The sequence below is a fragment of the Pseudomonas sp. M20 genome, assembly GCF_045037865.1.
GTDB lineage: Bacteria > Pseudomonadota > Gammaproteobacteria > Pseudomonadales > Pseudomonadaceae > Aquipseudomonas.
Window position 1 is genome coordinate 6,610,941 of sequence record NZ_CP173611.1, and the last position, 24,687, is coordinate 6,635,627.

Annotated in this window: 20 protein-coding genes; 10 read left to right on the forward strand and 10 right to left on the reverse strand. The window is 59.1% G+C overall.

Annotated features, from left to right (window positions below; translation table 11 throughout):
• Positions 1-33: 33 nt before the first annotated feature.
• Positions 34-1,272 carry an MFS transporter gene (locus ACI514_RS29510; protein ID WP_141126439.1) on the reverse strand — a complete coding sequence of 413 codons (1,239 nt, stop codon included), beginning with the start codon at positions 1,270-1,272 and terminating at the stop codon, positions 34-36.
• A gap of 392 nt (positions 1,273-1,664) precedes the next feature.
• Between ACI514_RS29510 and ACI514_RS29515 the strand changes: the two genes are divergently transcribed.
• The 3 genes from ACI514_RS29515 (at position 1,665) to ACI514_RS29525 (ending at position 4,366) form a co-directional block, all read left to right on the forward strand.
• Positions 1,665-3,110, forward strand: coding sequence for a cytochrome ubiquinol oxidase subunit I (locus tag ACI514_RS29515; protein WP_405122838.1), 1,446 nt, complete (start codon positions 1,665-1,667; stop codon positions 3,108-3,110).
• Between the two features lie 3 nt (positions 3,111-3,113).
• Positions 3,114-4,121 carry a cytochrome d ubiquinol oxidase subunit II gene (cydB, locus tag ACI514_RS29520; protein WP_007909749.1) on the forward strand — a complete coding sequence of 336 codons (1,008 nt, stop codon included), beginning with the start codon at positions 3,114-3,116 and terminating at the stop codon, positions 4,119-4,121.
• 77 nt (positions 4,122-4,198) lie between these two features.
• Positions 4,199-4,366, forward strand: a complete 168-nt coding sequence (locus ACI514_RS29525; RefSeq protein WP_150706869.1) for a DUF2474 domain-containing protein — start codon at positions 4,199-4,201, stop codon at positions 4,364-4,366.
• Positions 4,367-4,439: 73 nt separating this feature from the next.
• On the opposite strand, the gene ACI514_RS29530 is transcribed toward ACI514_RS29525, so the two are convergent.
• Together ACI514_RS29530 and ACI514_RS29535 are read right to left on the reverse strand one after the other, a co-directional pair.
• A complete protein-coding gene (locus tag ACI514_RS29530; RefSeq protein ID WP_405122839.1) occupies positions 4,440-5,564 on the reverse strand; it encodes a methyltransferase in 1,125 nt (374 codons plus the stop codon).
• Between the two features lie 177 nt (positions 5,565-5,741).
• Entirely contained in the window at positions 5,742-6,455 is a 714-nt protein-coding gene (locus ACI514_RS29535; protein ID WP_405122840.1) for an autoinducer binding domain-containing protein, read from the reverse strand.
• 321 nt (positions 6,456-6,776) lie between these two features.
• Between ACI514_RS29535 and ACI514_RS29540 the strand changes: the two genes are divergently transcribed.
• Positions 6,777-7,553 (forward strand): ferredoxin--NADP reductase, encoded by a 777-nt coding sequence (locus ACI514_RS29540; RefSeq protein WP_160059495.1) that lies wholly within the window; start codon positions 6,777-6,779, stop codon positions 7,551-7,553.
• 44 nt (positions 7,554-7,597) lie between these two features.
• On the opposite strand, the gene mscL is transcribed toward ACI514_RS29540, so the two are convergent.
• A complete protein-coding gene (gene mscL, locus ACI514_RS29545) occupies positions 7,598-8,011 on the reverse strand; it encodes a large-conductance mechanosensitive channel protein MscL (RefSeq protein ID WP_034153825.1) in 414 nt (137 codons plus the stop codon).
• A 286-nt stretch (positions 8,012-8,297) separates the two neighbouring features.
• Here mscL and katB point away from each other — a divergent pair, with 286 nt between their 5' ends.
• The 3 genes from katB to radA are packed head-to-tail and all read left to right on the forward strand — an operon-like array spanning position 8,298 to position 11,849.
• A complete protein-coding gene (gene katB / locus ACI514_RS29550) occupies positions 8,298-9,839 on the forward strand; it encodes a catalase KatB (RefSeq protein ID WP_160059494.1) in 1,542 nt (513 codons plus the stop codon).
• Positions 9,840-9,899: 60 nt separating this feature from the next.
• Positions 9,900-10,436: an ankyrin repeat domain-containing protein gene (locus ACI514_RS29555; protein WP_160059493.1), complete on the forward strand. Its 537-nt coding sequence runs from the start codon at positions 9,900-9,902 to the stop codon at positions 10,434-10,436.
• A 45-nt stretch (positions 10,437-10,481) separates the two neighbouring features.
• Positions 10,482-11,849, forward strand: a complete 1,368-nt coding sequence (gene radA / locus ACI514_RS29560; RefSeq protein ID WP_007909773.1) for a DNA repair protein RadA — start codon at positions 10,482-10,484, stop codon at positions 11,847-11,849.
• Between the two features lie 120 nt (positions 11,850-11,969).
• Here radA and ACI514_RS29565 read toward each other — a convergent pair whose 3' ends face one another.
• Positions 11,970-12,338 carry a PilZ domain-containing protein gene (locus ACI514_RS29565; protein WP_160059492.1) on the reverse strand — a complete coding sequence of 123 codons (369 nt, stop codon included), beginning with the start codon at positions 12,336-12,338 and terminating at the stop codon, positions 11,970-11,972.
• Positions 12,339-12,497: 159 nt separating this feature from the next.
• Between ACI514_RS29565 and ACI514_RS29570 the strand changes: the two genes are divergently transcribed.
• The 3 genes from ACI514_RS29570 to yjiA all read left to right on the forward strand — a co-directional run bounded on the left by ACI514_RS29570 (position 12,498) and on the right by yjiA (position 15,912).
• Positions 12,498-14,564, forward strand: a complete 2,067-nt coding sequence (locus ACI514_RS29570; protein ID WP_160059491.1) for a carbon starvation CstA family protein — start codon at positions 12,498-12,500, stop codon at positions 14,562-14,564.
• Between the two features lie 15 nt (positions 14,565-14,579).
• Positions 14,580-14,777: a YbdD/YjiX family protein gene (locus tag ACI514_RS29575; RefSeq protein WP_003228401.1), complete on the forward strand. Its 198-nt coding sequence runs from the start codon at positions 14,580-14,582 to the stop codon at positions 14,775-14,777.
• Between the two features lie 163 nt (positions 14,778-14,940).
• Entirely contained in the window at positions 14,941-15,912 is a 972-nt protein-coding gene (gene yjiA / locus ACI514_RS29580; RefSeq protein WP_160059490.1) for a GTPase, read from the forward strand.
• Between the two features lie 98 nt (positions 15,913-16,010).
• On the opposite strand, the gene ACI514_RS29585 is transcribed toward yjiA, so the two are convergent.
• The 5 genes from ACI514_RS29585 to morA form a co-directional block, all read right to left on the reverse strand.
• Entirely contained in the window at positions 16,011-16,721 is a 711-nt protein-coding gene (locus ACI514_RS29585; protein WP_405122841.1) for a GntR family transcriptional regulator, read from the reverse strand.
• 19 nt (positions 16,722-16,740) lie between these two features.
• Entirely contained in the window at positions 16,741-17,445 is a 705-nt protein-coding gene (locus tag ACI514_RS29590) for a FadR/GntR family transcriptional regulator (protein WP_034153832.1), read from the reverse strand.
• 85 nt (positions 17,446-17,530) lie between these two features.
• Positions 17,531-18,844: a C4-dicarboxylate transporter DctA gene (locus tag ACI514_RS29595; protein WP_160059488.1), complete on the reverse strand. Its 1,314-nt coding sequence runs from the start codon at positions 18,842-18,844 to the stop codon at positions 17,531-17,533.
• 326 nt (positions 18,845-19,170) lie between these two features.
• Positions 19,171-20,424 carry a serine hydroxymethyltransferase gene (glyA, locus tag ACI514_RS29600; RefSeq protein WP_007909785.1) on the reverse strand — a complete coding sequence of 418 codons (1,254 nt, stop codon included), beginning with the start codon at positions 20,422-20,424 and terminating at the stop codon, positions 19,171-19,173.
• A 239-nt stretch (positions 20,425-20,663) separates the two neighbouring features.
• Positions 20,664-24,512, reverse strand: coding sequence for a cyclic di-GMP receptor MorA (gene morA / locus ACI514_RS29605; protein WP_160059487.1), 3,849 nt, complete (start codon positions 24,510-24,512; stop codon positions 20,664-20,666).
• Between the last annotated feature and the right edge of the window lie 175 nt (positions 24,513-24,687).

Sequence of the window (24,687 nt, forward strand, 5' to 3'; positions counted from 1 at the left end):
CACATTTTCAGTTGTCTTGTGCTTTGGAGGTTGTCAGACCTTCACCTCTTCCACTGGCACATGCATCCGATCGCGGTTAGCCAGTGTCGGAAACAACTTGATCCACGTCCCCGTCACTACCAGCGTGCCGATTCCGCCCATCACCACCGCCGGCACCGTGCCGAACCAGTGGGCGGTGACGCCGGATTCGAATTCGCCCAACTGATTTGAAGCACCGATGAACAGCCCGTTCACCGCGCTGACCCGGCCGCGCATTTCGTCCGGGGTTTCCAGTTGTACGAAAGACGCGCGGATGACCATGCTGATCATGTCCGCCGCGCCAAGTACCACCAGCACCGCCAGCGAGAACCAGAACGAGGTCGACAGGCCAAAGGCGATGGTCGCGACGCCGAATACGCCCACCGCTGTGAACATCACCCGGCCGACATTGCGCTCCACGGCAAATCGCGCAAGGAACAGCGACATCCCCAGTGCGCCGACCGCCGGTGCCGAACGCAGCAGGCCGAGGCCCCACGGCCCGGTCAGCAGAATGTCCTTGGCGAACACCGGCAGCAACGCCGTAGCGCCACCGAGCAACACCGCAAACAGATCCAGCGAAATCGCCCCGAGAATGTCCGGGCGGCTGCGAATGAAGCGAATCCCCGCCAGCAACGAATCCAGCGTGGCTTTGCCTTTGTTCAACGGCGTTTGCCGCGCGGGCAGGTTGAGCATCAGTGTGCAGGCGATCACATAAAGCAGCACTGTCGGGCCGTATACCCAGACGCTACCGAACGCGTAGAGCAAACCGCCCAGCGCTGGAGCGACGATTGTCGCCGACTGCTGCGCCGACTGTGCCGCCGCCACTGCCCGGGGGAACAGCGCGCTGGGCACGATGCTCGGCAGCAGTGCCTGAGTGGTCGGCATCTCGAACGAACGCGCTGCGCCGAGCAGGAAGGCGAGGATGAAGATCATCTCGCGCGTCACGTGATCGGTGGCGCTGCCGATGGCCAGCGCCAGAGCGATCAACGCCTGCAACGACTGGCAGATCGCCGCGACTCTACGCCGGTCGTAGCGATCAGCGACATGCCCGGTGTGCAGCATGAACAGCACGCGCGGGGCGAATTCGACCAGACCGACCAGACCCAGATCGAGGACGTTGCCGGTCAGTTGGTAGAGGTTCCAGCCAATCGCCACGGTGAGCATCTGGAAACCGCTGGCGGTAAAAATCCGCGCGAACCAGAAAGCGAGAAACGGACGGTGATGACGTAACAGCAGGGGCTCTTGGCTGGGCATCTGAAGGCAGGTCTGGCTCGAGGGGAATGCCGAGGTTATCACCAGTCTGTAACAGGAAGTTGCTATGACAAAAAATTTAGTTAGCCAGACATCGATTTCCGCAAGCTTGCCGCAGGAAATGTCTGGCAGAGCATCGCGGCTGCAATGAGGCAACTTGTCACGCGGCAAACGACCACGCAGTTCATCGTCAAAAATGGGACTACTCTTTCAACGTTGCTTGATCCAGATCAAGACCCACAAGGAATTGATCCGGTGGCCAGTTGGCCAGACTCCCTGCGTTGCGATGGTTGTTTAAAAAGAACGAATCAGAATTCGCCGCACTCCATATCCGTGGGGGCAGTGGGTGCAGGCCTCCGGGTCCGCAGCCGGTATTACCTGACAGAGGAAGCCATATGTTCGGTTTAGAGGCACTAGATCTCGCCCGAATTCAGTTCGCGTTCACCATCTCGTTCCACATCCTGTTCCCGGCCATCACCATTGGCCTGGCGAGTTACCTCGCGGTACTCGAAGGTCTGTGGCTGAAAACCCGCAACGACACTTACCGTGACCTTTACCATTTCTGGTCGAAGATCTTTGCCGTCAACTTCGGCATGGGCGTGGTCTCGGGGCTGGTCATGGCCTACCAGTTCGGCACCAACTGGAGCCGCTTCTCGGACTTCGCCGGCGCCGTCACCGGGCCGTTGCTGACCTATGAAGTGCTCACGGCGTTCTTCCTCGAGGCCGGTTTCCTTGGGGTGATGCTGTTTGGCTGGAACAAGGTCGGGCGCGGGCTGCACTTCTTTTCCACCGTCATGGTGGCGATCGGTACGCTGATTTCGACGTTCTGGATTCTCGCCTCCAACAGCTGGATGCAGACCCCGCAGGGCTTCGAGATTGTTAACGGGCAAGTCATCCCCACCGACTGGCTGGCGATCATCTTCAACCCTTCGTTCCCCTATCGCCTGATGCACATGGCGACGGCAGCGTTTGTCGCCACGGCATTCTTCGTCGGCTCCTCGGCGGCCTGGCATTTGCTGCGCGGCAAGGACAACCCGGCGATCCGCACCATGCTGTCGATGGCAATGTGGATGGCGCTGATCGTCGCGCCGATCCAGGCAGTCATCGGCGACTTCCACGGCCTGAATACGCTCAAGCACCAACCGGCAAAAATTGCCGCGATCGAAGGTCACTGGGAAAACCACGGTGACGAAGCGACGCCGCTGATCCTGTTCGGCTGGCCGGATATGAAAGAAGAGAAAACCAAATACGCCGTGGAGATTCCGTACCTCGGCAGCCTGATCCTCACTCACTCGCTGGACAAACAGGTCCCGGCGCTCAAGGAATTTCCGCCAGAAGACCGGCCGAATTCGACCATCGTGTTCTGGTCGTTCCGGGTCATGGTCGGCCTCGGTTTCCTGATGATCTTCACCGGTCTGTGGAGCCTGTGGCTGCGTAAGCGTGACACGCTCTACACCTCGCGGCCGTTCTTGTATCTGGCCTTGTGGATGGGGCCGTCCGGTCTGATTGCGATTCTCGCCGGCTGGTTCACCACTGAAATCGGCCGTCAGCCGTGGGTGGTCTACGGGTTGATGCGCACCGCCGATGCCTCCTCCAACCACAGCTTCATGCAGATGAGCATCACCCTGATCATGTTTGTGGTGGTGTATTTCGCGCTGTTCGGCGCAGGTCTCGGCTACATGATGCGTCTGGTGCGCAAAGGTCCGAAGATCAGCGAGGGCGCCGAAACGCCGCAAGGTGGTCCAGGCAAGCCGCGCACACCGGCGCGTCCGTTGTCCGCGGCCGACGATTCGGCCGATGCCGATCACGACGACACCACCCGCCTGACCAAGGAGATTTGAGCCATGGGTATTGATCTTCCGCTGATCTGGGCCGTGATCATCATCTTCGGCATCATGATGTACGTGGTCATGGACGGCTTCGACCTGGGGATCGGGATTCTTTTCCCGTTCATCCCCGGTAAAGTCGACCGTGACGTGATGATGAACACCGTCGCCCCGGTCTGGGACGGCAACGAAACCTGGCTGGTACTGGGCGGCGCGGCGTTGTTTGGCGCGTTCCCGCTGGCCTATTCGGTAGTGTTGTCGGCGCTGTACTTGCCGCTGATCTTTATGTTGATCGGTTTGATCTTCCGCGGCGTAGCCTTCGAGTTCCGCTTCAAGGCCAAGGATGACAAGCGTCATCTCTGGGACAAGGCGTTCATCGGCGGCTCGGTGGCGGCGACGTTCTTCCAGGGCGTGGCGCTGGGCGCATTCATCGATGGCTTGCCGGTGGTCAATCGGCAGTTCGCCGGTGGATCACTGGACTGGCTGACGCCGTTCACAATGTTCTGCGGCGCCGCGCTGGTGGTCGCCTATGCCTTGCTCGGCTGTACCTGGCTGATAATGAAAACCGAAGGCAAGCTCCAGGAACAGATGCATGACCTGGCACGGCCATTGGCTTTCGTACTGCTGGCCGTGATCGGTATTGTCAGTATCTGGACGCCGCTGGCTCATCCGGATATTGCCACCCGCTGGTTCAGCATGCCCAACCTGTTCTGGTTCATGCCGGTGCCGATTCTGGTGCTGGTGACCATGTACGGTCTGATCCGCGCCGTGGCGCGCAATGCCAACTACATGCCGTTCCTGTTGACCCTTGTGCTGATCTTCCTCGGCTACAGCGGTCTGGGTATCAGCCTGTGGCCGAACATCGTGCCGCCGTCGATCTCGATCTGGGACGCCGCCGCACCGCCGCAAAGTCAGGGCTTCATGCTGGTGGGCACGCTGTTCATCATCCCGTTCATCCTGGGTTACACCTTCTGGAGCTACTACGTGTTCCGCGGCAAGGTTACCCACGAAGACGGCTATCACTAAGCAAAAACCTGTGGGAGCGAGCCTGCTCGCGATGGCGTCGGCGATGGCGCCATCAATCTTGAAGAGGTTTGAAGAAAATGACTGGAAAACATTCCCTGCACGACATTGAACAAGCCGAAAAAAAACCGCTGTGGCAGCGGCTCGGCTGGTTGGCTCTGATCTGGGTCGGTAGTGTTGGCGTGCTGTTTATCGCCGCCAGCCTGATGCGCATGTTCATGAATGCCGCAGGTCTGACCACCCACTGAATCATCCCCGTCCCGGCGCCTTCGGGTACGGCTTTGCAACCCTCCTTGCGGAGGGTTTTTTTTGCCTGTCGGTTTACTTGCGGGCTTTGAGAATCACGAATTTCGGCGTGGCGGCCACTTGCTCAACGCCGCGGAACAGCCGTGCCAGTTTGCTGTGGTAACCCAAATGACGGTTGCCGACAATGTACAGCGCGCCGCCCACCACCAACGCTTCGCGCGCCTGCTGGAACATGCGCCAGGCGAGGAAGTCGCCAACCACCTGCTGCTGATGGAACGGCGGGTTGCACAGCACCACATCCAATGATTGCGGCTCCTGACCGGCCAGTCCATCGCCGGCCCGCACGATCACCTCACGATCACCCAGCGCTGCGCGCCAGTTCTCGGCAGCCGATTGCACCGCCATGAACGACTCGTCGACCAGCGTGTAATGCGCTTCGGGATTTTGCAGCGCACTCGCGATAGCCAGAACCCCGTTGCCACAGCCCAGGTCAGCGACTTGGGCGCTACCAAGATTTTTCGGCAGATGCGGGAGGAAGGCGCGCGTGCCGATGTCCAGGCCTTCGCGGCAGAACACATTGGCGTGGTTAAGCAATTCGATCGACGGCTCGTCGAGGCGATACCGCGAAGGGTAGGGCGAGACGGCGGGGGCTTTCGCTTCAGGTGTGGCGATCAACAGCCGGGCCTTCTTTACCGCCAGAGAGGCTTGTACCGGACCGATGTAGCGCTCAAGCAAGTCACCGGCAGCGCGTGGCAGGTGTTTGACCATGGCCGCTGCGATCACTTCGGCGCCGGGCGCGAGCTGACCTTGCAAGCGGATCAGTTGTTCTTCCAGTAGCGCGAGGGTTTTCGGTACGCGGATCAGCACGCGGTCGAATGGTCCGACTAATGGCTCGCTGGCAGGAATCCCGCGAATGGCGTCGAACGCCTGGTCATTGCGCAGCAGGTTTTTCTCCAGCCCCTGAAACCCCAGAAACGAGTCGCCGCTGCTGCTGACCTTGACCTTGCCGAGCAGGCTGGCCGCCAGCGCACCGAAGCTGTCGTTGAGCACCAATACGCGCGTGTCGGTCGTCGGTTGCTGCGCAGCCAGATGGTTGAGCAGGTATTCGTCGGCGGCATCGAAGGCTTGCAGCGGTTCGTTCTGCTGTTCTGGCTGGCGGATCAGATCGAGTTGGGCGAAGGGCGTATCAAGCAAAGGCATGGGGCGGGGACTCAGGGTAATCAACGGGGCGTTCCGCAGCCTTGACAGTGTGCGGCGGAACCGACTGAGTGTAAGGCGACGCAGAATGTTCGCGTCATCACTCAGGAGGGCCACAAATGGTACGTTTTTTTCTGTGTTATTACCCGCAAGTTTTGTAAAGGAGGGTAGACCAATCGACTAGATGATGCCGGCTCTGGCGGCCGCAATGACCGCGGAAATCTTGTTGCAGACGTTGAGCTTCTCGATCACGTTTTGCACGTGGTAGTTCACCGTGCGTTCGCTCAGGCTAAGGATCATCGAAATCTCAAAAGCCGTTTTGCCGTCAGCAGACAAACGTAGAACCTCAAGTTCTCGTGGCGACAGTTGCGGTTGGCGGCGCTTGAGCGCCTGAGGCGGCAGGGTTCTGGCGAAGAGTTCGCTCAAGTGACTGGCGGCATAGAACATATAACCAAAATGTTCATACAGCTCCAGAGGGCTTATTGAACAATGCTTTCGCGCCAGACTGATGATGCTGCATAGACCACTGGGTTCATGATGAAAGGACTGTGACCAGCCATATTGCAGCCCGTGCTGCTTCAAACCCTGCCACAGCTGCAGAGTCTCAGCAAAAACCGACTCGCCCCAGACAATGGGTGTCATTGAGTGATTGCAGTGTGCTATCAGAGGATCGACTTTGCTGTAGTTTCTTTTCTCATATTGTGAGTTCCATTCTTCAGGGTAGTTATTGATTTGCAAGGTTTTAAGAGGCGTATCCCGATGGAGTGAAACAACCGAAACGGCACAAAAATTGAATCCCAGGTTTTCGGCGAACCTCAACAGAATCGGATAGGCTGCATCTATTCCCTTGGCAAACGTCAGTTGTTTTAACTGTGACTCCTTCCACGTTTCCATCTTTTAACACTCCATTGACGTTGCGGGGGCGCGGAATGGATCCAAAAGACCCGGCACGCAAAGGAGTGTAGGACGTTTCCAACGCAGAGCTTTAAATTTTTTCGGTATTGGACAGGATCATCGGTAAATAAATAGTTCTTAGCGCTCACGGGCGTTACATGTATGTCGCCATATAAAGTTAATGCTCTAATTTTATGGGTTCTACTATTTAAATAGTTGGCAATATCACGTGATCTGCATGCTTAATACCCTTATAAGTCATCGGTATATCGGACAGCCAATTTGCGCGACACTGTCGGCAATCGTTCAATGGAGTACCCCATGACCGCCAGCGCAGAGAAACCCACCACGCAGACGTTGCTCGAAGTACACCCTTTGACCCCCAACCTTTTCACCTTGCGCACCAGCCGTGATGCAGGTTTCCGTTTCCGCGCCGGGCAGTTCGCTCGGCTGGGTGTGGCCAAAGCTGATGGCAGCGTCGTGTGGCGTGCCTATTCGATGGTGTCGTCGCCTTTTGACGACTTTCTGGAGTTCTTTTCCATTGTGGTGCCGAGCGGGGAGTTCACCAGTGAGTTGAGCCGGCTGCAGGTCGGTGACAAACTGCTGGTGGATCGCCAGGCATTCGGCTATTTGACCCTTGATCGCTTCGTCGACGGGCGCGACCTATGGCTGTTGTCCACAGGCACCGGGGTGGCGCCGTTTCTATCGATTCTGCAGGACTTCGAAGTCTGGGAAAAATTCGAGCGCATCATTCTGGTGTACAGCGTGCGCGAGGCGCGGGAGCTGGCCTATCAGGATTTGATTGCCGGGCTCAGGCAGCGCGACTACCTCAGCGAACATGCCCACAAATTGCAGTTCATCGCGACGGTGACACGTGAAACACATCCCGGGGCGTTGAACGGGCGCATTACCAGCCTGATCGAAAGCGGGGAGCTGGAGCGCGCAGCGGGCGTGGAACTGTCGGCGGAACATTCGCGGGTCATGCTGTGCGGCAATCCGCAGATGATCGATGACACTCGCGCGTTGCTGAAAAAACGCCACATGAGCCTCAGCCTCACCCGCCGGCCTGGCCAGGTGGCGGTGGAAAACTACTGGTAAACAAACGGCGCCTCGAAGGCGCCGTTGTTTCTATCGTGCAAGGTTCAGGGCCGGGTGTTCTGGGCCTTGAGCAGGTCGCGGATCTCGCCCAGCAACTCTTCTTCCTTGGTCGGAACCGGTGGCAGCGTAGGGGCCACGGCTTCTTCGCGCTTGAGGCGGTTGATGGCTTTGACACCCATGAAGATGGCGAAAGCGACGATCACGAAGTCCAGAATGGTCTGTAGAAATTTGCCGTAGGCTAGCACTACCGCCGGCGCAGCGCCCTCGGCGGCCTTGAGCGTGACGGCCAGATCACTGAAGTCCACCCCACCGATCAGCAGGCCGATTGGCGGCATGATGACGTCACCGACAAACGACGAAACAATCTTGCCGAACGCGGCCCCGATGATGATACCGACGGCCATGTCGACCACATTGCCTTTGACCGCGAAGGCCTTGAACTCACTTAGCACGCCCATAGTTATTTCCTTGTTACAGATGAGTTTGGTGTACGCAGTGTAAATCAGCAAAACGCGTCCTGCGCGAAACACCTTCTTACAATGCCCGTTTTTATCGACACATCAATCGACGATTAGTTTGCAAAGTGCCATCAATCGCGCGCGAAATATCCCGTAAATCGCTGATTGGGAAGCCAATTTTCTCAATCGTGGCGTTACGTTCTTTCTATTTATGTTCGACGTCGCAGGCCTCTAGCCTTGGGTTGGCGCATCTGGATGCGCCCCAAAATAACCAGAGGATCCTGATATGAACTCCGCACTTGGACTGGGGGCTTTTCCCCGTCGCCGCACCTTCGGTGTACTCACCGCCAGTCTGTTGACCTTCTCCGTCAACGCCGCTCCGCTGACCCGCGATAACGGCGCCGCCGTCGGCGACAATCAGAACTCGCAGACCGCCGGCGCCAACGGCCCGGTGCTGCTGCAGGACGTGCAACTGATTCAGAAGCTGCAACGCTTCGATCGCGAGCGCATTCCCGAGCGCGTGGTTCACGCACGCGGCACCGGTGCCCATGGCACCTTCACGGTGACCAACGACCTCAGCGACCTGAGCAAGGCCAAAGTATTCGCCGCCGGCCAGAGCACGCCGGTATTCGTGCGTTTCTCTGCCGTGGTGCACGGCAATCACTCGCCGGAAACCCTGCGCGACCCACGAGGTTTCGCCACCAAGTTCTACACCGCCGACGGCAACTGGGACCTGGTCGGCAACAATTTCCCGACGTTTTTTATTCGCGACGCAATCAAGTTTCCCGACATGGTGCACGCGTTTAAACCGGACCCACGAACTAACCTCGATGACGATTCGCGCCGCTTCGATTTCTTCTCTCATGTACCGGAAGCCACCCGTACGTTGACGGAGTTGTATTCGAACTCGGGAACTCCTGCCAGTTATCGAGAGATGGATGGCAATGGCGTACATGCTTACAAGTTGATCAATGCCAAGGGCGAAGTTCATTACGTAAAGTTCCACTGGAAGAGCTTGCAGGGGCTAAATAATCTGACACCAAAGCAAGTCGCTAACGTTCAGGGGCAAGACTACAGTCATATGACCAATGACTTGGTGAGCAATATCAATAAAGGCAACTTCCCAAAATGGGACTTGTACATTCAAGTGCTGAAACCACAAGATTTGTCCAAGTTTGATTTTGATCCATTGGATGCCACCAAGATCTGGCCGGGTATTCCTGAACGCAAAGTTGGACAAATGGTGTTGAACCGTAATCCGGCAAATGTCTTCCAGGAAACCGAGCAAGTGGCCATGGCGCCGGCGAATATTGTTCCGGGTATCGAGCCTTCCGAAGACCGTTTGTTGCAAGGTCGAGTGTTCTCTTATGCCGATACGCAGATGTATCGCCTGGGTGCCAATGCGCTGCAATTGCCGATCAATGCGCCGAAAGTTGCCGTGAACAATGGCAATCAGGATGGCGCGATGAACTTCGGCGTCAGCAACAGCGGCGTGAACTATCAGCCGAGCCGACTGCAACCCCGTGACGAGACGCCAAGTGCGCGTTATAGCCAGTCGGCGCTGTCGGGCAGCACGCAGCAGGCGAAGATTCAGCGTGAGCAGAACTTCAAGCAGGCCGGCGATCTGTATCGCTCGTTCAGCCAGCAAGAGCGCAAGGATCTGATCGACAGCTTCGGCGGCTCGCTGGCGACTACCGATGACGAGAGCAAGCACATCATCTTGTCCTTCCTTTATAAGGCCGACCCGGAATACGGGACCGGTGTGACCAAAGTGGCCAAGGGCGACCTGAGCCGGGTGAAGGCGTTGGCGGCCAAACTGGTCGACTGATATCGACGCCGTGCAGCGCGGGGCCTGATTCAGGCCCCGTTCTGCTCAAGGAGAGTATTTATGCGTCCCTGTCTCATACTGTTACTCGCCTGCCTGTCCTTTACAGCGCAGGCCGGGCAAAGCCCTGAGGCGATCAAGGCCCAGTTGCAGGATTACTATTTCGATGCCGCCCGGCGCGGTGACGTGCCGATGCTCGACACTTTTATCGAGTCCGGCTATTCCCTCGATACCCGCGACAGCAAAGGCTACACCGCGTTGATTCTCGCGGCTTATCACGGTCAAGCGTCGGCGGTGGAGCGGTTACTCGCTGCCGGCGCCGATGCCTGTGCGCAAGATCAACGCGGCAATACAGCGCTGATGGGCGCGATCTTCAAGGGCGAATTGCAGATCGCCCGGCGCTTGATGGCCACCAATTGCAGCCCCGATCAGCGCAACGGCGCCGGGCAGACGGCGGCCATGTACGCCGGGTTGTTCAAGCGTCTGGAGTTGCTCGATGCGTTGAAGGCCAAGGGCGCTGACCTGAATGCCGAAGATCCGTTGGGCAATAGCGCCGCGCGTCTGGCCAGCGGAGAAATCCGTAGTGCTGCGCCGCGCTGATAGGCAGCACGTGCGTTATCATCGCGGTTTTTGTCGGGGGTTCTGATGGCCAAGGCCAAGCGCATGTACGGCTGCACCGAGTGCGGCGCAACCTTTCCCAAGTGGGCTGGCCAGTGCGGTGAGTGCGGTGCCTGGAATACCCTGACCGAGACCATGATCGAAAGTGGCGGCGCCACGGCACCGACCGGCCGTACCGGTTGGGCCGGGCAACAGGCGCAGATCAAAACACTGGCCGAAGTCAGCATCGAAGAGATTCCGCGTTTCTCCACCGCGTCCGGTGAACTGGACCGGGTCCTCGGTGGCGGTCTGGTCGACGGTTCGGTGGTGTTGATCGGCGGCGATCCAGGCATCGGCAAATCGACGATTCTGCTACAGACCCTGTGCAACCTCGCCAAAAGCATGCCGGCGCTCTACGTCACCGGCGAAGAATCCCAGCAACAAGTGGCCATGCGCGCGCGCCGCCTCGGCTTGCCGCAGGACCAACTGCGGGTGATGACCGAAACCTGCATCGAAACCATCATCGCTACCGCCCGTCAGGAAAAGCCCAAGGTGATGGTGATCGACTCGATCCAGACGATCTTCACCGAACAACTGCAATCGGCGCCCGGCGGCGTCTCCCAGGTGCGTGAGAGTGCAGCGCTGTTGGTGCGTTATGCCAAGCAGAGCGGCACGGCGATTTTCCTCGTTGGCCACGTGACCAAGGAAGGTGCGCTGGCCGGCCCTCGCGTCTTGGAGCATATGGTCGACACCGTGCTGTATTTCGAAGGTGAGTCCGATGGGCGTTTGCGTTTGCTGCGCGCGGTGAAAAACCGATTTGGTGCGGTCAATGAATTGGGCGTGTTCGGCATGACCGACAAGGGCCTGAAAGAAGTCTCCAACCCGTCGGCGATTTTTCTCACTCGTGCGCAGGAAGAAGTCCCGGGCAGTGTGGTCATGGCGACGTGGGAAGGCACGCGGCCGATGCTGGTGGAAGTGCAGGCCTTGGTCGATGACAGTCATCTGGCCAACCCGCGTCGGGTGACGCTGGGGCTGGATCAGAACCGTTTGGCGATGTTGCTCGCAGTTTTGCATCGCCATGGCGGCATCCCGACTCATGATCAGGATGTGTTCCTCAACGTGGTGGGCGGGGTGAAGGTGCTGGAAACGGCGTCTGACCTGGCGTTGATGGCGGCGGTGATGTCGAGTTTGCGCAATCGACCGTTGCCGCATGATCTGTTGGTGTTCGGCGAGGTGGGCTTGTCCGGTGAAGTGCGCCCGGTGCCGAGCGGGCAGGAGCGATTGAAGGAAGCGGCCAAACATGGCTTCAAGCGAGCTATTGTGCCGAAGGGCAATGCGCCGAAGGAATCCCCTCCGGGTTTGCAGATTATTGCCGTGACCCGCCTCGAACAGGCCCTCGACGCCCTCTTCGAATAAACCACCGACCCCTGTAGGAGTGAGCCTGCTCGCGATAGCGGTACATCAGCCAACTGAAGTGTCGAATGTAAAAACGCTATCGCGAGCAGGCTCACTCCTACATTTGATCTGTGGTGGATTCTAGATTTCGATCAGGGCGCCCAACTCGCGCTCCAGTTCGGCCTCGTCAGCCAGGTTCAGCTCGATCAAGCGCCGCAAGCGCTGGATCGATTCCAGGCTGATATGCCGGCAGACAAACCCAAGCTGGCCGTTTTCCTCATGGGCCAAGTGCACGTCCATCTCGATATCGACGTCATCGCTCAGATGAATGTCGACGAAGAAATCCTTCCCCGAGTCCCCCAGCCACGGCTCCGGCCGCTCGATCAGCAGTCCCTTGAGCGACAGATCAATCAGCTTCACCGGCCAGATGAACTGGCCCTGACTCAGCTCGGTTCTGGCATCGAACGCAATACGTTTGAAACGACGTCGATTGGCGGGGTGTTCGCTCATGGCGCAATCCTCATGAAGGTTCGCTGACTATAGACCGCGAATGCGGGCGCCAGCCAATCGCTAAAGCGTCTAGACCAACGTCGGGGTATGGCCTTTGGCGCCGTAAGCGCTAAACTCGGGGTGGCTGTCTTTCTTGTCCACCCTGGCTGGAATAATAAAATGAAAAATAATAATAGCCTGCTACGCCACTTACCCTGGCTAGTGCTGGCAATCGTAGGAGCGTGCGCCCTGGGCGTAGTGGCATTGCGCCGTGGCGAGGCGATCAACGCCTTGTGGATCGTGGTCGCTGCTGTGGCCATTTATCTGGTCGCGTACCGTTACTACAGCCTGTTCATCGCTAACAATGTGATGCAACTCGATCCGCGTCGGGCCACCCCCGCCGTGCTCAACAACGACGGTCTGGACTATGTGCCGACCAACAAACACATTCTTTTCGGTCACCACTTCGCAGCGATCGCTGGTGCAGGACCTCTGGTCGGCCCGGTATTGGCCGCGCAGATGGGCTACTTGCCCGGCACGCTCTGGCTGATTGCCGGTGTGGTGCTGGCGGGCGCGGTGCAGGACTTCATGGTTCTGTTCATGTCGACCCGACGCAATGGCCGTTCCCTGGGCGACATGGTGCGCGAAGAAATGGGCCGCGTGCCCGGCACCATTGCCCTGTTCGGCTGCTTCCTGATCATGATCATCATTCTCGCGGTGCTGGCGCTGATCGTGGTCAAAGCGCTGGCGGAGAGCCCATGGGGCATCTTCACCGTGATGGCGACCATCCCGATCGCGATGTTCATGGGCATTTACATGCGCTACATCCGCCCGGGCCGCATTGGCGAAATCTCCGTGGTCGGTGTGTTGCTGCTACTCGGTTCGATCTGGCTCGGTGGGCAGATTGCCGCCGATCCAGTGTGGGCCAAGGCGTTCACCTTCACCGGCGTGCAGATTACCTGGATGCTGGTCGGTTACGGTTTCGTCGCGGCGTCGCTGCCGGTGTGGCTGATTCTGGCACCGCGCGACTATCTGTCCACGTTCCTCAAGATCGGTACCATCGTCGCCCTGGCGATCGGTATTCTGATCACCATGCCCGAGCTGAAAATGCCGGCGTTGACTCAATTCGTCGACGGCACCGGTCCGGTGTGGAAGGGCGGCCTGTTCCCGTTCCTGTTCATCACCATCGCTTGCGGTGCGGTTTCCGGTTTCCACGCGCTGATTTCTTCGGGCACCACGCCGAAGCTGCTGGATAACGAAACCAACGCCCGTTACATCGGTTACGGCGGCATGCTGATGGAGTCGTTCGTGGCGATCATGGCCATGGTTGCCGCTTCGGTAATCGAGCCTGGCGTGTACTTCGCAATGAACAGCCCGGCCGCTGTGGTCGGCAGTGATGTCGCTTCGGTTGCGCAAGTGGTTACCAGTTGGGGCTTCGCGATCACGCCGGAAGCGCTGCAAGCGGTGGCACATGACATTGGCGAAACCACCATTCTGGCCCGTGCCGGTGGTGCGCCGACCCTGGCAGTCGGTATCGCGCAGATCTTGCACAGTGTCCTGCCGGGTGAAAACACCATGGCGTTCTGGTACCACTTCGCGATTCTGTTCGAAGCGCTGTTCATCCTCACCGCTGTCGACGCCGGTACCCGTGCCGGACGTTTCATGCTGCAGGATCTGCTCGGCTCTTTCGTGCCGGCACTGCGACGTACCGAATCGTGGACCGCCAACCTGATTGCCACCGCCGGCTGTGTGGCGATGTGGGGCTGGTTGCTCTACCAAGGCGTGATCGATCCGCTGGGGGGTATCAACACCCTGTGGCCGCTGTTCGGTATCTCTAACCAGATGCTGGCCGGTATCGCGCTGATGCTTGGCACCGTGGTCCTGATCAAGATGAAGCGCCAGCGCTACATTTGGGTCACTCTGCTGCCGGCTACCTGGCTGTTGATCTGCACCACGACTGCTGGTTTCATCAAACTGTTCGATGCCAACCCGGCGATCGGCTTCCTGTCGCTGGCCAAGAAGTACAGCGATGCGCTGGCCAATGGTCAGGTGCTAGCACCGGCAAAAAGCGTCGAGCAGATGCAGCACGTGATCTTCAACGCCTACACCAACGCAACGCTCACCGCGCTGTTCCTGTTCGTGGTCTTCAGCATCCTGTTCTACGCGCTCAAAGTCGGCATCGCCGCCTGGGGCAAAAAAGAGCGTACGGATAAAGAATCGCCATTCCAGGCTCTGCCGGATGCGTAACCAGAGGATTGCACCATGTTCAATGACCTGAGTCGCCTCGGTAAATACCTCGGTCAGGCCGCGCGCCTGATGGTCGGCATGCCCGACTACGACACCTACGTCGAGCATATGCAAACCAAGCACCCGGACAAACCGGTGATGAGCTACGAGATGTTCTTTCGCGAACGTCAGGAAGCCCGTTACGGTGGCAAGGGTGGGCCGAAGTGCTGTTGAGCTGACAGCGCAAGGTTGAGGTAATCCCCCTGTGGGAGCGAGCCTGCTCGCGAAAGCGGTGTGTCATCGAGCAATAATGTCGACTGACACGACCCCTTCGCGAGCAGGCTCGCTCCCACATTTGTTTCTGTATTGTTCATTCATTTTGTGAAGGGGATCTGTTTTGTCTTCTCCCATACCTGTAACGGTACTCAGCGGTTTCCTCGGCGCCGGCAAGACCACCTTGCTGCGCCATATCCTCAAAGCCGAGCACGGCCTGAAAATCGCCGTGATCGAAAACGAATTCAGCGACGCCGGTATCGACACTCAGTTGCTCGGTGACGAACCGGTGCAAGTCATGACCCTGGCCAACGGCTGCGTCTGCTGCACCATTCACACTGACCTGACCAAAGCGCTGTACCTGCTGCTTGAACGGCTGGACAGCGGTGAGATCGCGTTCGATCGTTTGGTCATCGAGTGCACCGGCCTGGCCGATCCGGCACCCGTGGCGCAGACCTTTTTCATCGATGAGGAATTGCGCGAGCGCTACCTGCTCGATGGCATCATCACCTTGGTCGATGCCGCCCACGCCGACGTGCACCTGACCCAGACTATCGCTCAGGCGCAGATCGGTTTTGCCGACCGCTTGCTGGTGAGCAAGACCGATCTGGTCGACGAAGCTACGTTCAAGGCGCTGAGCGAACGGCTGACGCGGATCAACCGTCGCGCGCCGATCCGTGTGGTTGATCACGGCAACATCGATCTGGCGGAATTGCTCGATGTGCGCGGCTTCAACCTCAACGCCGATCTTGGCGGCGGATTGAGCCTGCGCCCGGTGAGCAAGGCGCCGTCGATCGACCGCATTTCCAGTCTGGTGCTGCGTACCGATCAGCCGCTGGATATCGATCAGCTCAGTGAGTTCATGAATGAATTGCTCGAAGAACACGGCAAGCAATTGCTGCGGTACAAGGGTGTGCTGAACATTGCCGGTGAGGATCGGCGGTTGGTGTTTCAGGGCGTGTTGAAGCTTTACGGTTTCGACTGGGACACTGAATGGGCAGAGGGTGAAGCGCGGGAAAGTGTGATTGTGTTTATTGCTGATGAGTTGCCGGAAGAGAAGATTCGGGCGGGGTTTGCTAGGGTGGCGGCGGGCTGAAGGGTTTGTAGTGTCAATGATGACGCCATCGCGAGCAGGCTCACTCCTACAGGGGAACGCGTTTCAAATGTAGGAGTGAGCCTGCTCGCGATAGCAATCTAACCTGCAACACAATGCTCAAGATCTGAACCCAGCAATGTCTGCTCAAGATTATCCAAATGCCGATTCATCAGCATCCCGGCCTTGGAAGCATCGCCTCGCTCCACTGCCTCGACCAGCGCCAAATGCTCCCGCCATGCGCAACAGCTATGCGTCTGGCACTCACTTCGCGCAATCGCCAATGATGTGAGCGGCACAAGACTGCCAAGAAAATGCGCCAACGGTGCATTCCCCGCCATCTGCCCCAAGTGCAGATGAAACTCCCCGGACAAGCGAATCGCCGCCCCACGCCGATCCTGCTCAACCGCCTGACGTTCGCGTTCGATCAGCCCGCGCAAGCGTTTCAAGCCTTCGGCCTGCGGACGTTGGCAGGCCAGACGCACCAAGGTGTTTTCGGCCAGTCGCCGCGCATGCAGAGCCTGCCGCGTTTGCTCCCGATCAGGTGCGGCAACACGCGGGCGATGATTGGCGCGCAGCACAATGACCTGCTCAAGCGACAACTGCGTCAACACCCGCCGCACATCGGCGCGGCTGGCGCAGAACATCTCTTTCAAGCTGTCCTCGGTAAATCGGCTGGTCGAATCGATGCGCTGTTCCAGAATCGCATCTAACAGTCGCGGATAAAGACCCTCTGCCGGTTCGCGCAGACGGGAGAAGGGCAGGGGCGTCGTTGTCTGGCGAGTGTGTGACGCTGAAGCGAAACTGTTCATGACCTGTCTCCAATAGATATCAGCGACTCAAGTTGTCTTCCGGGATGTTCAACTCAATCCCCATCCGCTGGCCTTCGCGCAAAATGTGCCGACGCATTTCGGCGCTGGCCTGGGCGCTGTTCTTGCTGCGGATCGCGCGGACCACCGCTTCGTTTTCTTCCAGCCGCTCGGCCAGATGCTCCGGCGAATTACGCAGCACCTCGGCGCTCTGCTTGAGGGCATTGCTGGTTTGCTGCACCACGCTCTGGAAGATCGGATTCGAGGTGAGCGTGAACAACTCTTCGTGGAACGCGATGTAGGCGCTGACCCCGGCTTCGCTGTCGCCGGCTTCAAGGGCTTCGCGCATGTCCATCAGGGTCAGACGCAACTGGCCGACTTCCTTGCTGCTGATCGACTGCGCGACCAGGCCAACGATGAACGGCTCAAGGGTGTAGCGCAGTTGCAGTACATCCTCGAGACTGGCACCGGCCACCGCGCTGTCGTGGCTTTGACTGTCGCTCAATTGTGCGTCGAGCACGACCACGCCTTTGCCCGGCATCGAGCGGACGAGGCCGAGGGTTTCGAGGACGATCACCGCTTCACGCAGGCTCGGGCGGCTGATGCCCAGTTGTTCGGCCAGTTCGCGCTGGCCCGGCAGCATGTCGCCGGAGCGCCACTGACCACGGGCCAATGCGGCGCGCAGTTTTTCAACGACTGAGTTGACGACGGTTGATGTGGTAATCACTTGTCTTGCTCCATGTGCCTGTGGGAGATAGCCGCAGACTCAAGATCAAAAGATCGCAGTCTGCGACAGCTCCTACAGGGTTAAATCAGAACTCCTGCTGGTGCGCCGGAGTTGCTGTTTTACGCGGCTGAAAGGTGTAGCCCTGCTGACCGCTGAGTACTTTGTTGGCGCGTTGGACGTCGATGTCTTTTTCCCAACGGGCAATGGCGACAGTGGCGACGCAGTTGCCGATGAGATTGGTCAGTGCCCGGCCGATGCCCATAAACCAGTCCACTGCCAACACCAGCACCAGACCGACCACCGGGATTGCCGGAATCGCTGTCAGCGTGGCCGCCAGAATCACCAGCGCTGAACCGGGAATACCGTGAGCGCCTTTGGAAGTGATCAGCGACACCAGCAGAATCGTCAGCAGGTCAGTCATGGCCAGCGGTGTGCCGGTGGCGTTGGCGATGAAGACGATGGCCAGGGTCAGGTAGATCGAGAAACCGTCGAGGTTGAACGAGTAGCCGGTCGGAATCACCAGGCCAACCGTCGAGCTGCCAATGCCGAGGTGTTCGAGTTTGCGCATGATCTGTGGCAGCACAGCGTCGGACGAGGCGGTGCCCATGACGATCAGCAGTTCTTCACGCAGATACTTCAACAGCGGCCACATGCGCAGGCCGGAAGCACGCATCACCAGGCCGAGAATCACGCTGACGAAAGCGATGCAGGTCAGGTAGAACAAACCGACCAGACTGCCCAAATGTTGCAGGGAATCGAGGCCATATTTGCTGGTGGTGAAGGCGATGGCGCCGAACACGCCGATCGGTGCCAGACGCACGATCATGCCCATGATGCGGAAGATCACATGGCTCAGTTCGTTGATCAGCCGGGAGATCCCGGAAGCCGCTTCACCGACCAGATTCAACGCGCTGCCGAACAGCACCGAGAACAGCAGCACCTGCAGGATGTTGTTGTCGGCAAAGGCACCGATCACCGAAGTCGGGATCAGGTCCATCAGGAACTGCGTGGTGGTGTGCATGTGCTGGCCGCGTTCGGCGAGATCGCCCATGTCGGCGGTCGACAGCTGCTCCAGATGAATATTCGCGCCGCTGCCAATACCGGTGCTGAAGGCGAAGACCAGGCCGATGACCAAGGCGATGGTGGTCAGCACTTCAAAATAGATCACCGATTTGAGGCCGATGCGCCCGACCTTCTTCAGATCGCCGGCGCCGCTGATGCCGCTGACCACCACGCAGAACACGATCAGACCGATGAGCATCTTGATCAGTTTGATGAAGCCGTCGCCGAGCGGTTTGAGCTGGGCCGAGTATTCAGGAAGGGTCAGCCCGCAGACGATGCCGAGCATCAGTCCGAGAACCACTTGGAGGAAGATTGAACGCGAGCACCATCTGAGCATGGGAGGAATCCTGGTCGGTGTCCTGGCTGCCGTGCGCTTGAACGCATCAGATTCAGGACTTAATTATTGTGGTCTTACCGGTATGTCCAGTGCAGGCGCAGTCTACGCTGGGGTTTTTCTTGAATACAAGGGGGAAACGCGAAATTGGCATGACCGGTCTGACCGGTGGTTAAGATCAAAAGATCGCAGCCTTCGGCAGCTCCTACATTTGGAATGCGTTCACCTGTAGGAGCTGCCGAAGGCTGCGATCTTTTGAGCTTTTTTCAGGCGAAAAAAAACCGGCCAATCACTTGGCCGGTTTTTCATGCTGCGGATTTAACGTCGCATCAAGCGCCGTATACCGGCAGTTTCTTGCAGATGGCTTTGACTTTCTCACGAACGGCGTCGATCACCGCTTCGTTGTTCAGGTCAGCCAGGATGTCGCAGATCCAGCCGGCCAGCTCTTTGCACTCGGCTTGCTTGAAGCCACGAGTGGTCACAGCCGGAGTACCGAAGCGCAGGCCGGAAGTGACGAACGGCGAGCGTGGATCGTTTGGCACGGAGTTCTTGTTCACGGTGATGAACGCTTTGCCCAGAGCGGCGTCGGCGTCTTTACCCGAGATGTCCTGCTTGATCAGCGACAGCAGGAACAGGTGGTTCTTGGTACCACCGGAAACTACGTCGAAACCGCGCTCGATGAACACTTCGGCCATGGCCTGGGCGTTCAGCACCACTTGTTCCTGGTAGGCCTTGAACTCTGGCTGCAGCGCTTCCTTGAAGCAGATTGCCTTGGCGGCGATCACGTGCTCCAGCGGGCCACCCTGGGCGCCCGGGAATACCGCGGAGTTCAGCTTCTTCTCGATGTCGGCGTTGGCGCGCGCCAGGATCAGGCCGCCACGTGGACCGCGCAGGGTCTTGTGCGTGGTGGTGGTCACGACGTCAGCGAAAGGCACCGGGTTCGGGTAAACACCAGCGGCAACCAGACCGGCTACGTGAGCCATGTCGACGAACAGGTAAGCGCCGACTTTGTCCGCGATGGCGCGAAAGCGTGGGAAGTCGAGAATCTGCGAGTAGGCGGAGAAACCGGCCACGATCATTTTCGGCTTGTGCTCAACCGCCAGACGCTCGACTTCGTCGTAGTCGATCAGGCCATTGGCGTCGATGCCGTACTGCACGGCGTTGTACAGCTTGCCCGAGGAGGAAACGCTGGCGCCGTGAGTCAGGTGACCACCGTGGGCCAGGCTCATGCCCAGAATGGTGTCGCCACCTTGCAGCAGGGCCAGGTAAACAGCGGCGTTGGCTTGCGAACCGGCGTGCGGCTGAACGTTGGCGTAATCGGCGCCGAACAGCTCTTTGGCGCGGTCGATGGCCAGTTGTTCAACGATGTCGACGTACTCGCAACCACCGTAGTAACGCTTGCCTGGGTAGCCTTCAGCGTACTTGTTGGTCAGGACCGAGCCTTGAGCTTCCATCACCGCTGGGCTGGTGTAGTTTTCCGAAGCGATCAGCTCAATGTGTTCTTCCTGGCGCTGAGCTTCTTGCTCCATGGCGGCAAAAAGGTCGGCGTCGTACTTGGCAATAGTCAAATCACGGCTGAACATGGCGGTCCTCAAGGATCGGGGGCAGAAAAGGGGGGCATTCTAACCCAATGGGTTTTGGATGGCATATGAAACGACATCATGTCGCAGACAAGTGGCGTTCATGACAGATGTGCGGTGCTTTTGAAGGCCTCTTCGCGAGCAGGCTCGCTCCCACAGTAATCGAGGCAGGCCTGCGATTTTGTGATCGAAATCAATCCCTGTGGGAGCGAGCCTGCTCGCGAAAGGCGCGCCGCCGATCTTCAGTCGAACATAAAGAGCGCGTCATTACTGAACTGCGCCTCAAACCGCCCCGCCGGCATCGGCCGCCCGAACAGATACCCCTGAACCTCATCGCAGCCATGTTCGCGCAGGAAGTCCAACTGCTCATGGGTTTCCACACCCTCGGCGATCACCGCCAGATTCAGGCTGTGGGCCATGGCGATGATCGCTCGGGCAATCTGCGCGTCCTGCTCACCCGACGGCAAGCCATCGACAAAGGTGCGGTCGATTTTCAGCACGTCGATCGGGAATTGCTTTAGGTAGTTCAGCGACGAGTAACCGGTGCCGAAGTCGTCGACCGCGATGCTCAGGCCAAGGTTTTTCAGACCGGCGAGAATCTGCATCGCTTCGCTGACTTCGCGCATCAGGATACTTTCGGTCAGTTCCAGTTCCAGGCACGCCGGCGGCAGGCCGGTTTCGCGCAGGATCGTGGCGATCCGCGTGCCGAGCTGGCCATCGGAGAACTGCCGCGCGGAAATGTTCACCGAGACCTTCGGTACACGCACGCGGTTCTGGTGCCAGGTCTTCAGTTGGCGGCAAGCCTCGCTAATTACCCAGTCGCCAACGTCCACCACCAGACCGAGTTCTTCCAGCACCGGAATGAAATCCCCCGGCGGCACCAGTCCGCGACGCGGATGACGCCAGCGCAACAGCGCTTCGGCGCCGGTCAGGCGTTTGCCATCGCCGCTGAACTGCGGTTGGTAATACAGGACGAATTCGTTCTGCTCCAGGGCGTGGCGCAAGTCGCTTTCCAGTTCCAGACGCTCCAGCGCACTGGCGTTCATGTCGGCCTGATAGAACTGGAAATTGTTCTTGCCGCGCTCCTTGGCGTGGTACATCGCCGTGTCGGCGTTCTTCATCAACTGGCTGAGTTCGTTGCCGTCCTGCGGACTCAGGGCGATGCCGATACTGGCGGTGACGAAGAACTCGCGGCCTTCCAGCACGAACGGTCGCACCAGGCTGCCAAGGATCTGCTCGGCGACATGAATCGCCCGGTTCAGCGCCAGTTCGCGGCTGGAGCGATGCTGCAGCAGCAAGGTGAATTCATCGCCGCCCATGCGCGCCACGGTGTCGTCATCATCGACGCAGGCCAGCAGGCGCGTGGCCATGTCTTTCAACATGCGGTCGCCGGCGGCGTGGCCGAGGGAGTCGTTGATCGGTTTGAAGCGGTCGAGGTCGAGGAACATCAGCACCACCCACGACTTCTGCCGCTCGGCCGATTGCAGCGCAGTGTGCAGGCGATCCTGGAACAGCGTGCGGTTCGGCAAATGCGTCAGGGCGTCGTAGTAGGCGAGGCGGTGAATCCGCTGTTCGCTGGCCTTGCGCTCGCTGATGTCGCTGAAGAAGCACACGTAACTGGCCAGATCACCCTCGTCGTCGAGCACCGCGGTGATGCCGACCCACGCCGGGTAGTGCTCGCCATTACGCCGCTTCATCCAGACTTCACCTTCCCAGGTGTTGTGCTGGTGCAATTGCTTGAGCACATACCGCAGGTGCGCGTCCTGTTGCTCATCGACGGTAAGCATGTTCGGCAACTGGTCGAGCACTTCGCTCACGGCGTAACCGCTGACGCGGCTGAAGGCTTCGTTGGCTTGCACGATGTAGCCGGCCGGGTCGGTGATCAGGATCGCCGAGGTCGAGTGCTCGAACACCGTGGCGGCCATGCGCAGGTCTTTCTCGGCGCGGCGCTGCTGGCTGATGTCGCGACCGACACCGAGCACGCCTTCGAACGCACCATGTTCGTCCCACACCAGCACCAGACGCAGCTCGATCGGGATCTTGCGGCCATCGGCGCGCAGGCAGTCGAACAGGAACATTTGCGTCTGCACCTGATTGCGCAACACCGCCAGTTGCTCGGGTTTGTCCAGCGCCTTGCTGACCCGATCCATCAGCGTGTAGATGCCGCTCAGTTGCTGCGGGTTGGCGATGGTCGATTGCCAGCCGTTCTGGAAAATCCACTCGGCGTCATAACCCAGCACAGCCTGTACCGACGGGCTGACGTAGTTCAGCGAGAGCTTGCTGTCGGTGGAGAAAATCACGTCGCTGATGCTTTCGGCGAGCATGCGGTAGCGCTGCTCGCTGTCACGCAGCGATTCGCTGGCTTCGATCTGTTCGGTGATGTCCTTGGCCACGCCGATAATGCGCGTGACCTGGTCGTGTTTGTCGCGCGCCAGCGCCTGTTCGCGAATATCGAAACGCCGCCACTTGCCGTCGCGATGACGAAAACGCAACTGGCATTGCAGCAACTGACTGTAACCGGCGTGGCGCTGCAACTGGCGCGAGCGATGGTAGTAATCGGCATCTTCCGGGTGTAGCAGGATCTCCCAGAAGTACTCGCCCATCTGGTGCAATTCGGTGCGGTTGTAGCCGAGGGTCTGGCCGAGGTGGTGGTTGCTGAAAATCATCCGCTGGCTGATTACGTCCTGCACATACAGATGATCCGGCACGGTGCGCACCACATCCGACCAGAATCCCTCGCGTTCGAGCAGCGACAGTTCGATCAGCTTGCGGCTGGTGATGTCGTTGATGCTGAGAATCACCGCTTTGTAGTCGTGCTGCTCGGTCGGCAGGCGCAACACCATCCACAGGTGCTGGTCGCGGCCATTGATGTCCGGCAGTTTGATTTCCAGTTCCAGCTGCTTTTGTTGCTGCAGGACGGCGTCGAGCACTTGATTGCCGATGGCGCACTGGCGGTGCGGATGGCCGTCGATCAACAGTTGCCAGGCGTGCTCGCAGGAATTGACGTTGAGCAATTGCAACGCGACCTGGTTGACCTCGGTGACGCGCAGTTCCTGCAGCAGTTGCTGGCGTTGCTGCGGTTGGTCGAGCCATGCCTTGAGCTGGTCGCTGGTCTGGATCTGCGCCTTGTCGAAGACTTGTTTCAGACCCGACAGATCGAGCACACAGAGGGCCACGCCGGTGCCTTCGAAAATGTCCTGATAGCGTCGACGACCTTCGTGCAACTGGCGCTGGCGGCGGCGCATGTTCAACAGCGCAATCACCGGCAGCAGCGAGAACGCCAGGCCCAACAGGCATTTGCCGATAAACGCCGGGAGCAATTCTTCGAGCACGCGTTGACGGTCGAACAGGCCACGCAACTGCCAGTCGCTGCTGCTCAGCGGCACGGTCAGTACGGTGTTGGCCATGTCGTCCGGACTCAAGACGCCGGGCCTGGCCGAAGGCTGCGCTTCGTCGCGGCTGATGATCTGATGGTTGACGCGGTTTTCCACCAGCCACAACGGGCGGATGCCGGTTTCGCCCTGTTTGGTCAGCGAGTCGAAGAACGTCGGGGTCAGGCGCAATGCCCAATAACCGCGCGTGCTGCCGCTGGCCTGATGCAATAACAGATGCACCACAGAACCGTCATCGGCGTTGCTGAAGTAATGCGCCTGTGCACGGCTGCGGCGCACCAGTTCACTCAGGTAATCGGCGTCGTGGCTGTTGTCGGCACTGTCGCTGATGATCTTGCCGGAAGGGGTGAGCAGGGCCAGGCTGCGCAGGTCAGGCAAGGATTGCTGGAGCTTGCGCAGCAGCGCCTGCTGTTCGTCGGCTGATTGCGGTTGTTCGACGATCGGTAGCAGATTGAGAGCGATTTGCGCGTTCAGCGCCATGTTCAGGCTGACCTGCGAGGCGAGGTCGGCAGTGTAGTCGATGGTGTACTGACGCTGGTTTTTCTGGGTTTCGCGCAGTTGATCGAGCAGTTGCCAGAACAGCAAGGCGAGCAACAAAAGCACGAGCGTCGCCAGCGCCCCCTTTAATGTACCGCGCAGGGACGAGCCGGGCGCCGGTGGGGTGCTGCTCACAGAGGCTGGCGGAGTGACATTGGACAAGCTGTGATCCTGCGGTTTGGCTGGACTGGCGCGACGTGCACTATAAGCCGGACGCCCAAAGGGCGGCTAGCATGCCTTGAGTCGTGGCGAAGTGCCAGCCCCGCTCGGCTGGACTGCCTTCCGTCATTCAGGTAGCTTTGCCGGTTACGCGGGAGCGTTCCAGCTCCTAGACTCA

Bases quoted from the DNA above. Each gene is read 5' to 3' on its own strand.
- ACI514_RS29510 (WP_141126439.1), bottom strand. From the start codon at position 1,272: ATGCCCAGCCAAGAGCCCCTGCTGTTACGTCATCACCGTCCGTTTCTC.
- ACI514_RS29515 (WP_405122838.1), top strand. From the start codon at position 1,665: ATGTTCGGTTTAGAGGCACTAGATCTCGCCCGAATTCAGTTCGCGTTC.
- cydB (WP_007909749.1), top strand. From the start codon at position 3,114: ATGGGTATTGATCTTCCGCTGATCTGGGCCGTGATCATCATCTTCGGC.
- ACI514_RS29525 (WP_150706869.1), top strand. From the start codon at position 4,199: ATGACTGGAAAACATTCCCTGCACGACATTGAACAAGCCGAAAAAAAA.
- ACI514_RS29530 (WP_405122839.1), bottom strand. From the start codon at position 5,564: ATGCCTTTGCTTGATACGCCCTTCGCCCAACTCGATCTGATCCGCCAG.
- ACI514_RS29535 (WP_405122840.1), bottom strand. From the start codon at position 6,455: ATGGAAACGTGGAAGGAGTCACAGTTAAAACAACTGACGTTTGCCAAG.
- ACI514_RS29540 (WP_160059495.1), top strand. From the start codon at position 6,777: ATGACCGCCAGCGCAGAGAAACCCACCACGCAGACGTTGCTCGAAGTA.
- mscL (WP_034153825.1), bottom strand. From the start codon at position 8,011: ATGGGCGTGCTAAGTGAGTTCAAGGCCTTCGCGGTCAAAGGCAATGTG.
- katB (WP_160059494.1), top strand. From the start codon at position 8,298: ATGAACTCCGCACTTGGACTGGGGGCTTTTCCCCGTCGCCGCACCTTC.
- ACI514_RS29555 (WP_160059493.1), top strand. From the start codon at position 9,900: ATGCGTCCCTGTCTCATACTGTTACTCGCCTGCCTGTCCTTTACAGCG.
- radA (WP_007909773.1), top strand. From the start codon at position 10,482: ATGGCCAAGGCCAAGCGCATGTACGGCTGCACCGAGTGCGGCGCAACC.
- ACI514_RS29565 (WP_160059492.1), bottom strand. From the start codon at position 12,338: ATGAGCGAACACCCCGCCAATCGACGTCGTTTCAAACGTATTGCGTTC.
- ACI514_RS29570 (WP_160059491.1), top strand. From the start codon at position 12,498: ATGAAAAATAATAATAGCCTGCTACGCCACTTACCCTGGCTAGTGCTG.
- ACI514_RS29575 (WP_003228401.1), top strand. From the start codon at position 14,580: ATGTTCAATGACCTGAGTCGCCTCGGTAAATACCTCGGTCAGGCCGCG.
- ACI514_RS29585 (WP_405122841.1), bottom strand. From the start codon at position 16,721: ATGAACAGTTTCGCTTCAGCGTCACACACTCGCCAGACAACGACGCCC.
- ACI514_RS29595 (WP_160059488.1), bottom strand. From the start codon at position 18,844: ATGCTCAGATGGTGCTCGCGTTCAATCTTCCTCCAAGTGGTTCTCGGA.
- glyA (WP_007909785.1), bottom strand. From the start codon at position 20,424: ATGTTCAGCCGTGATTTGACTATTGCCAAGTACGACGCCGACCTTTTT.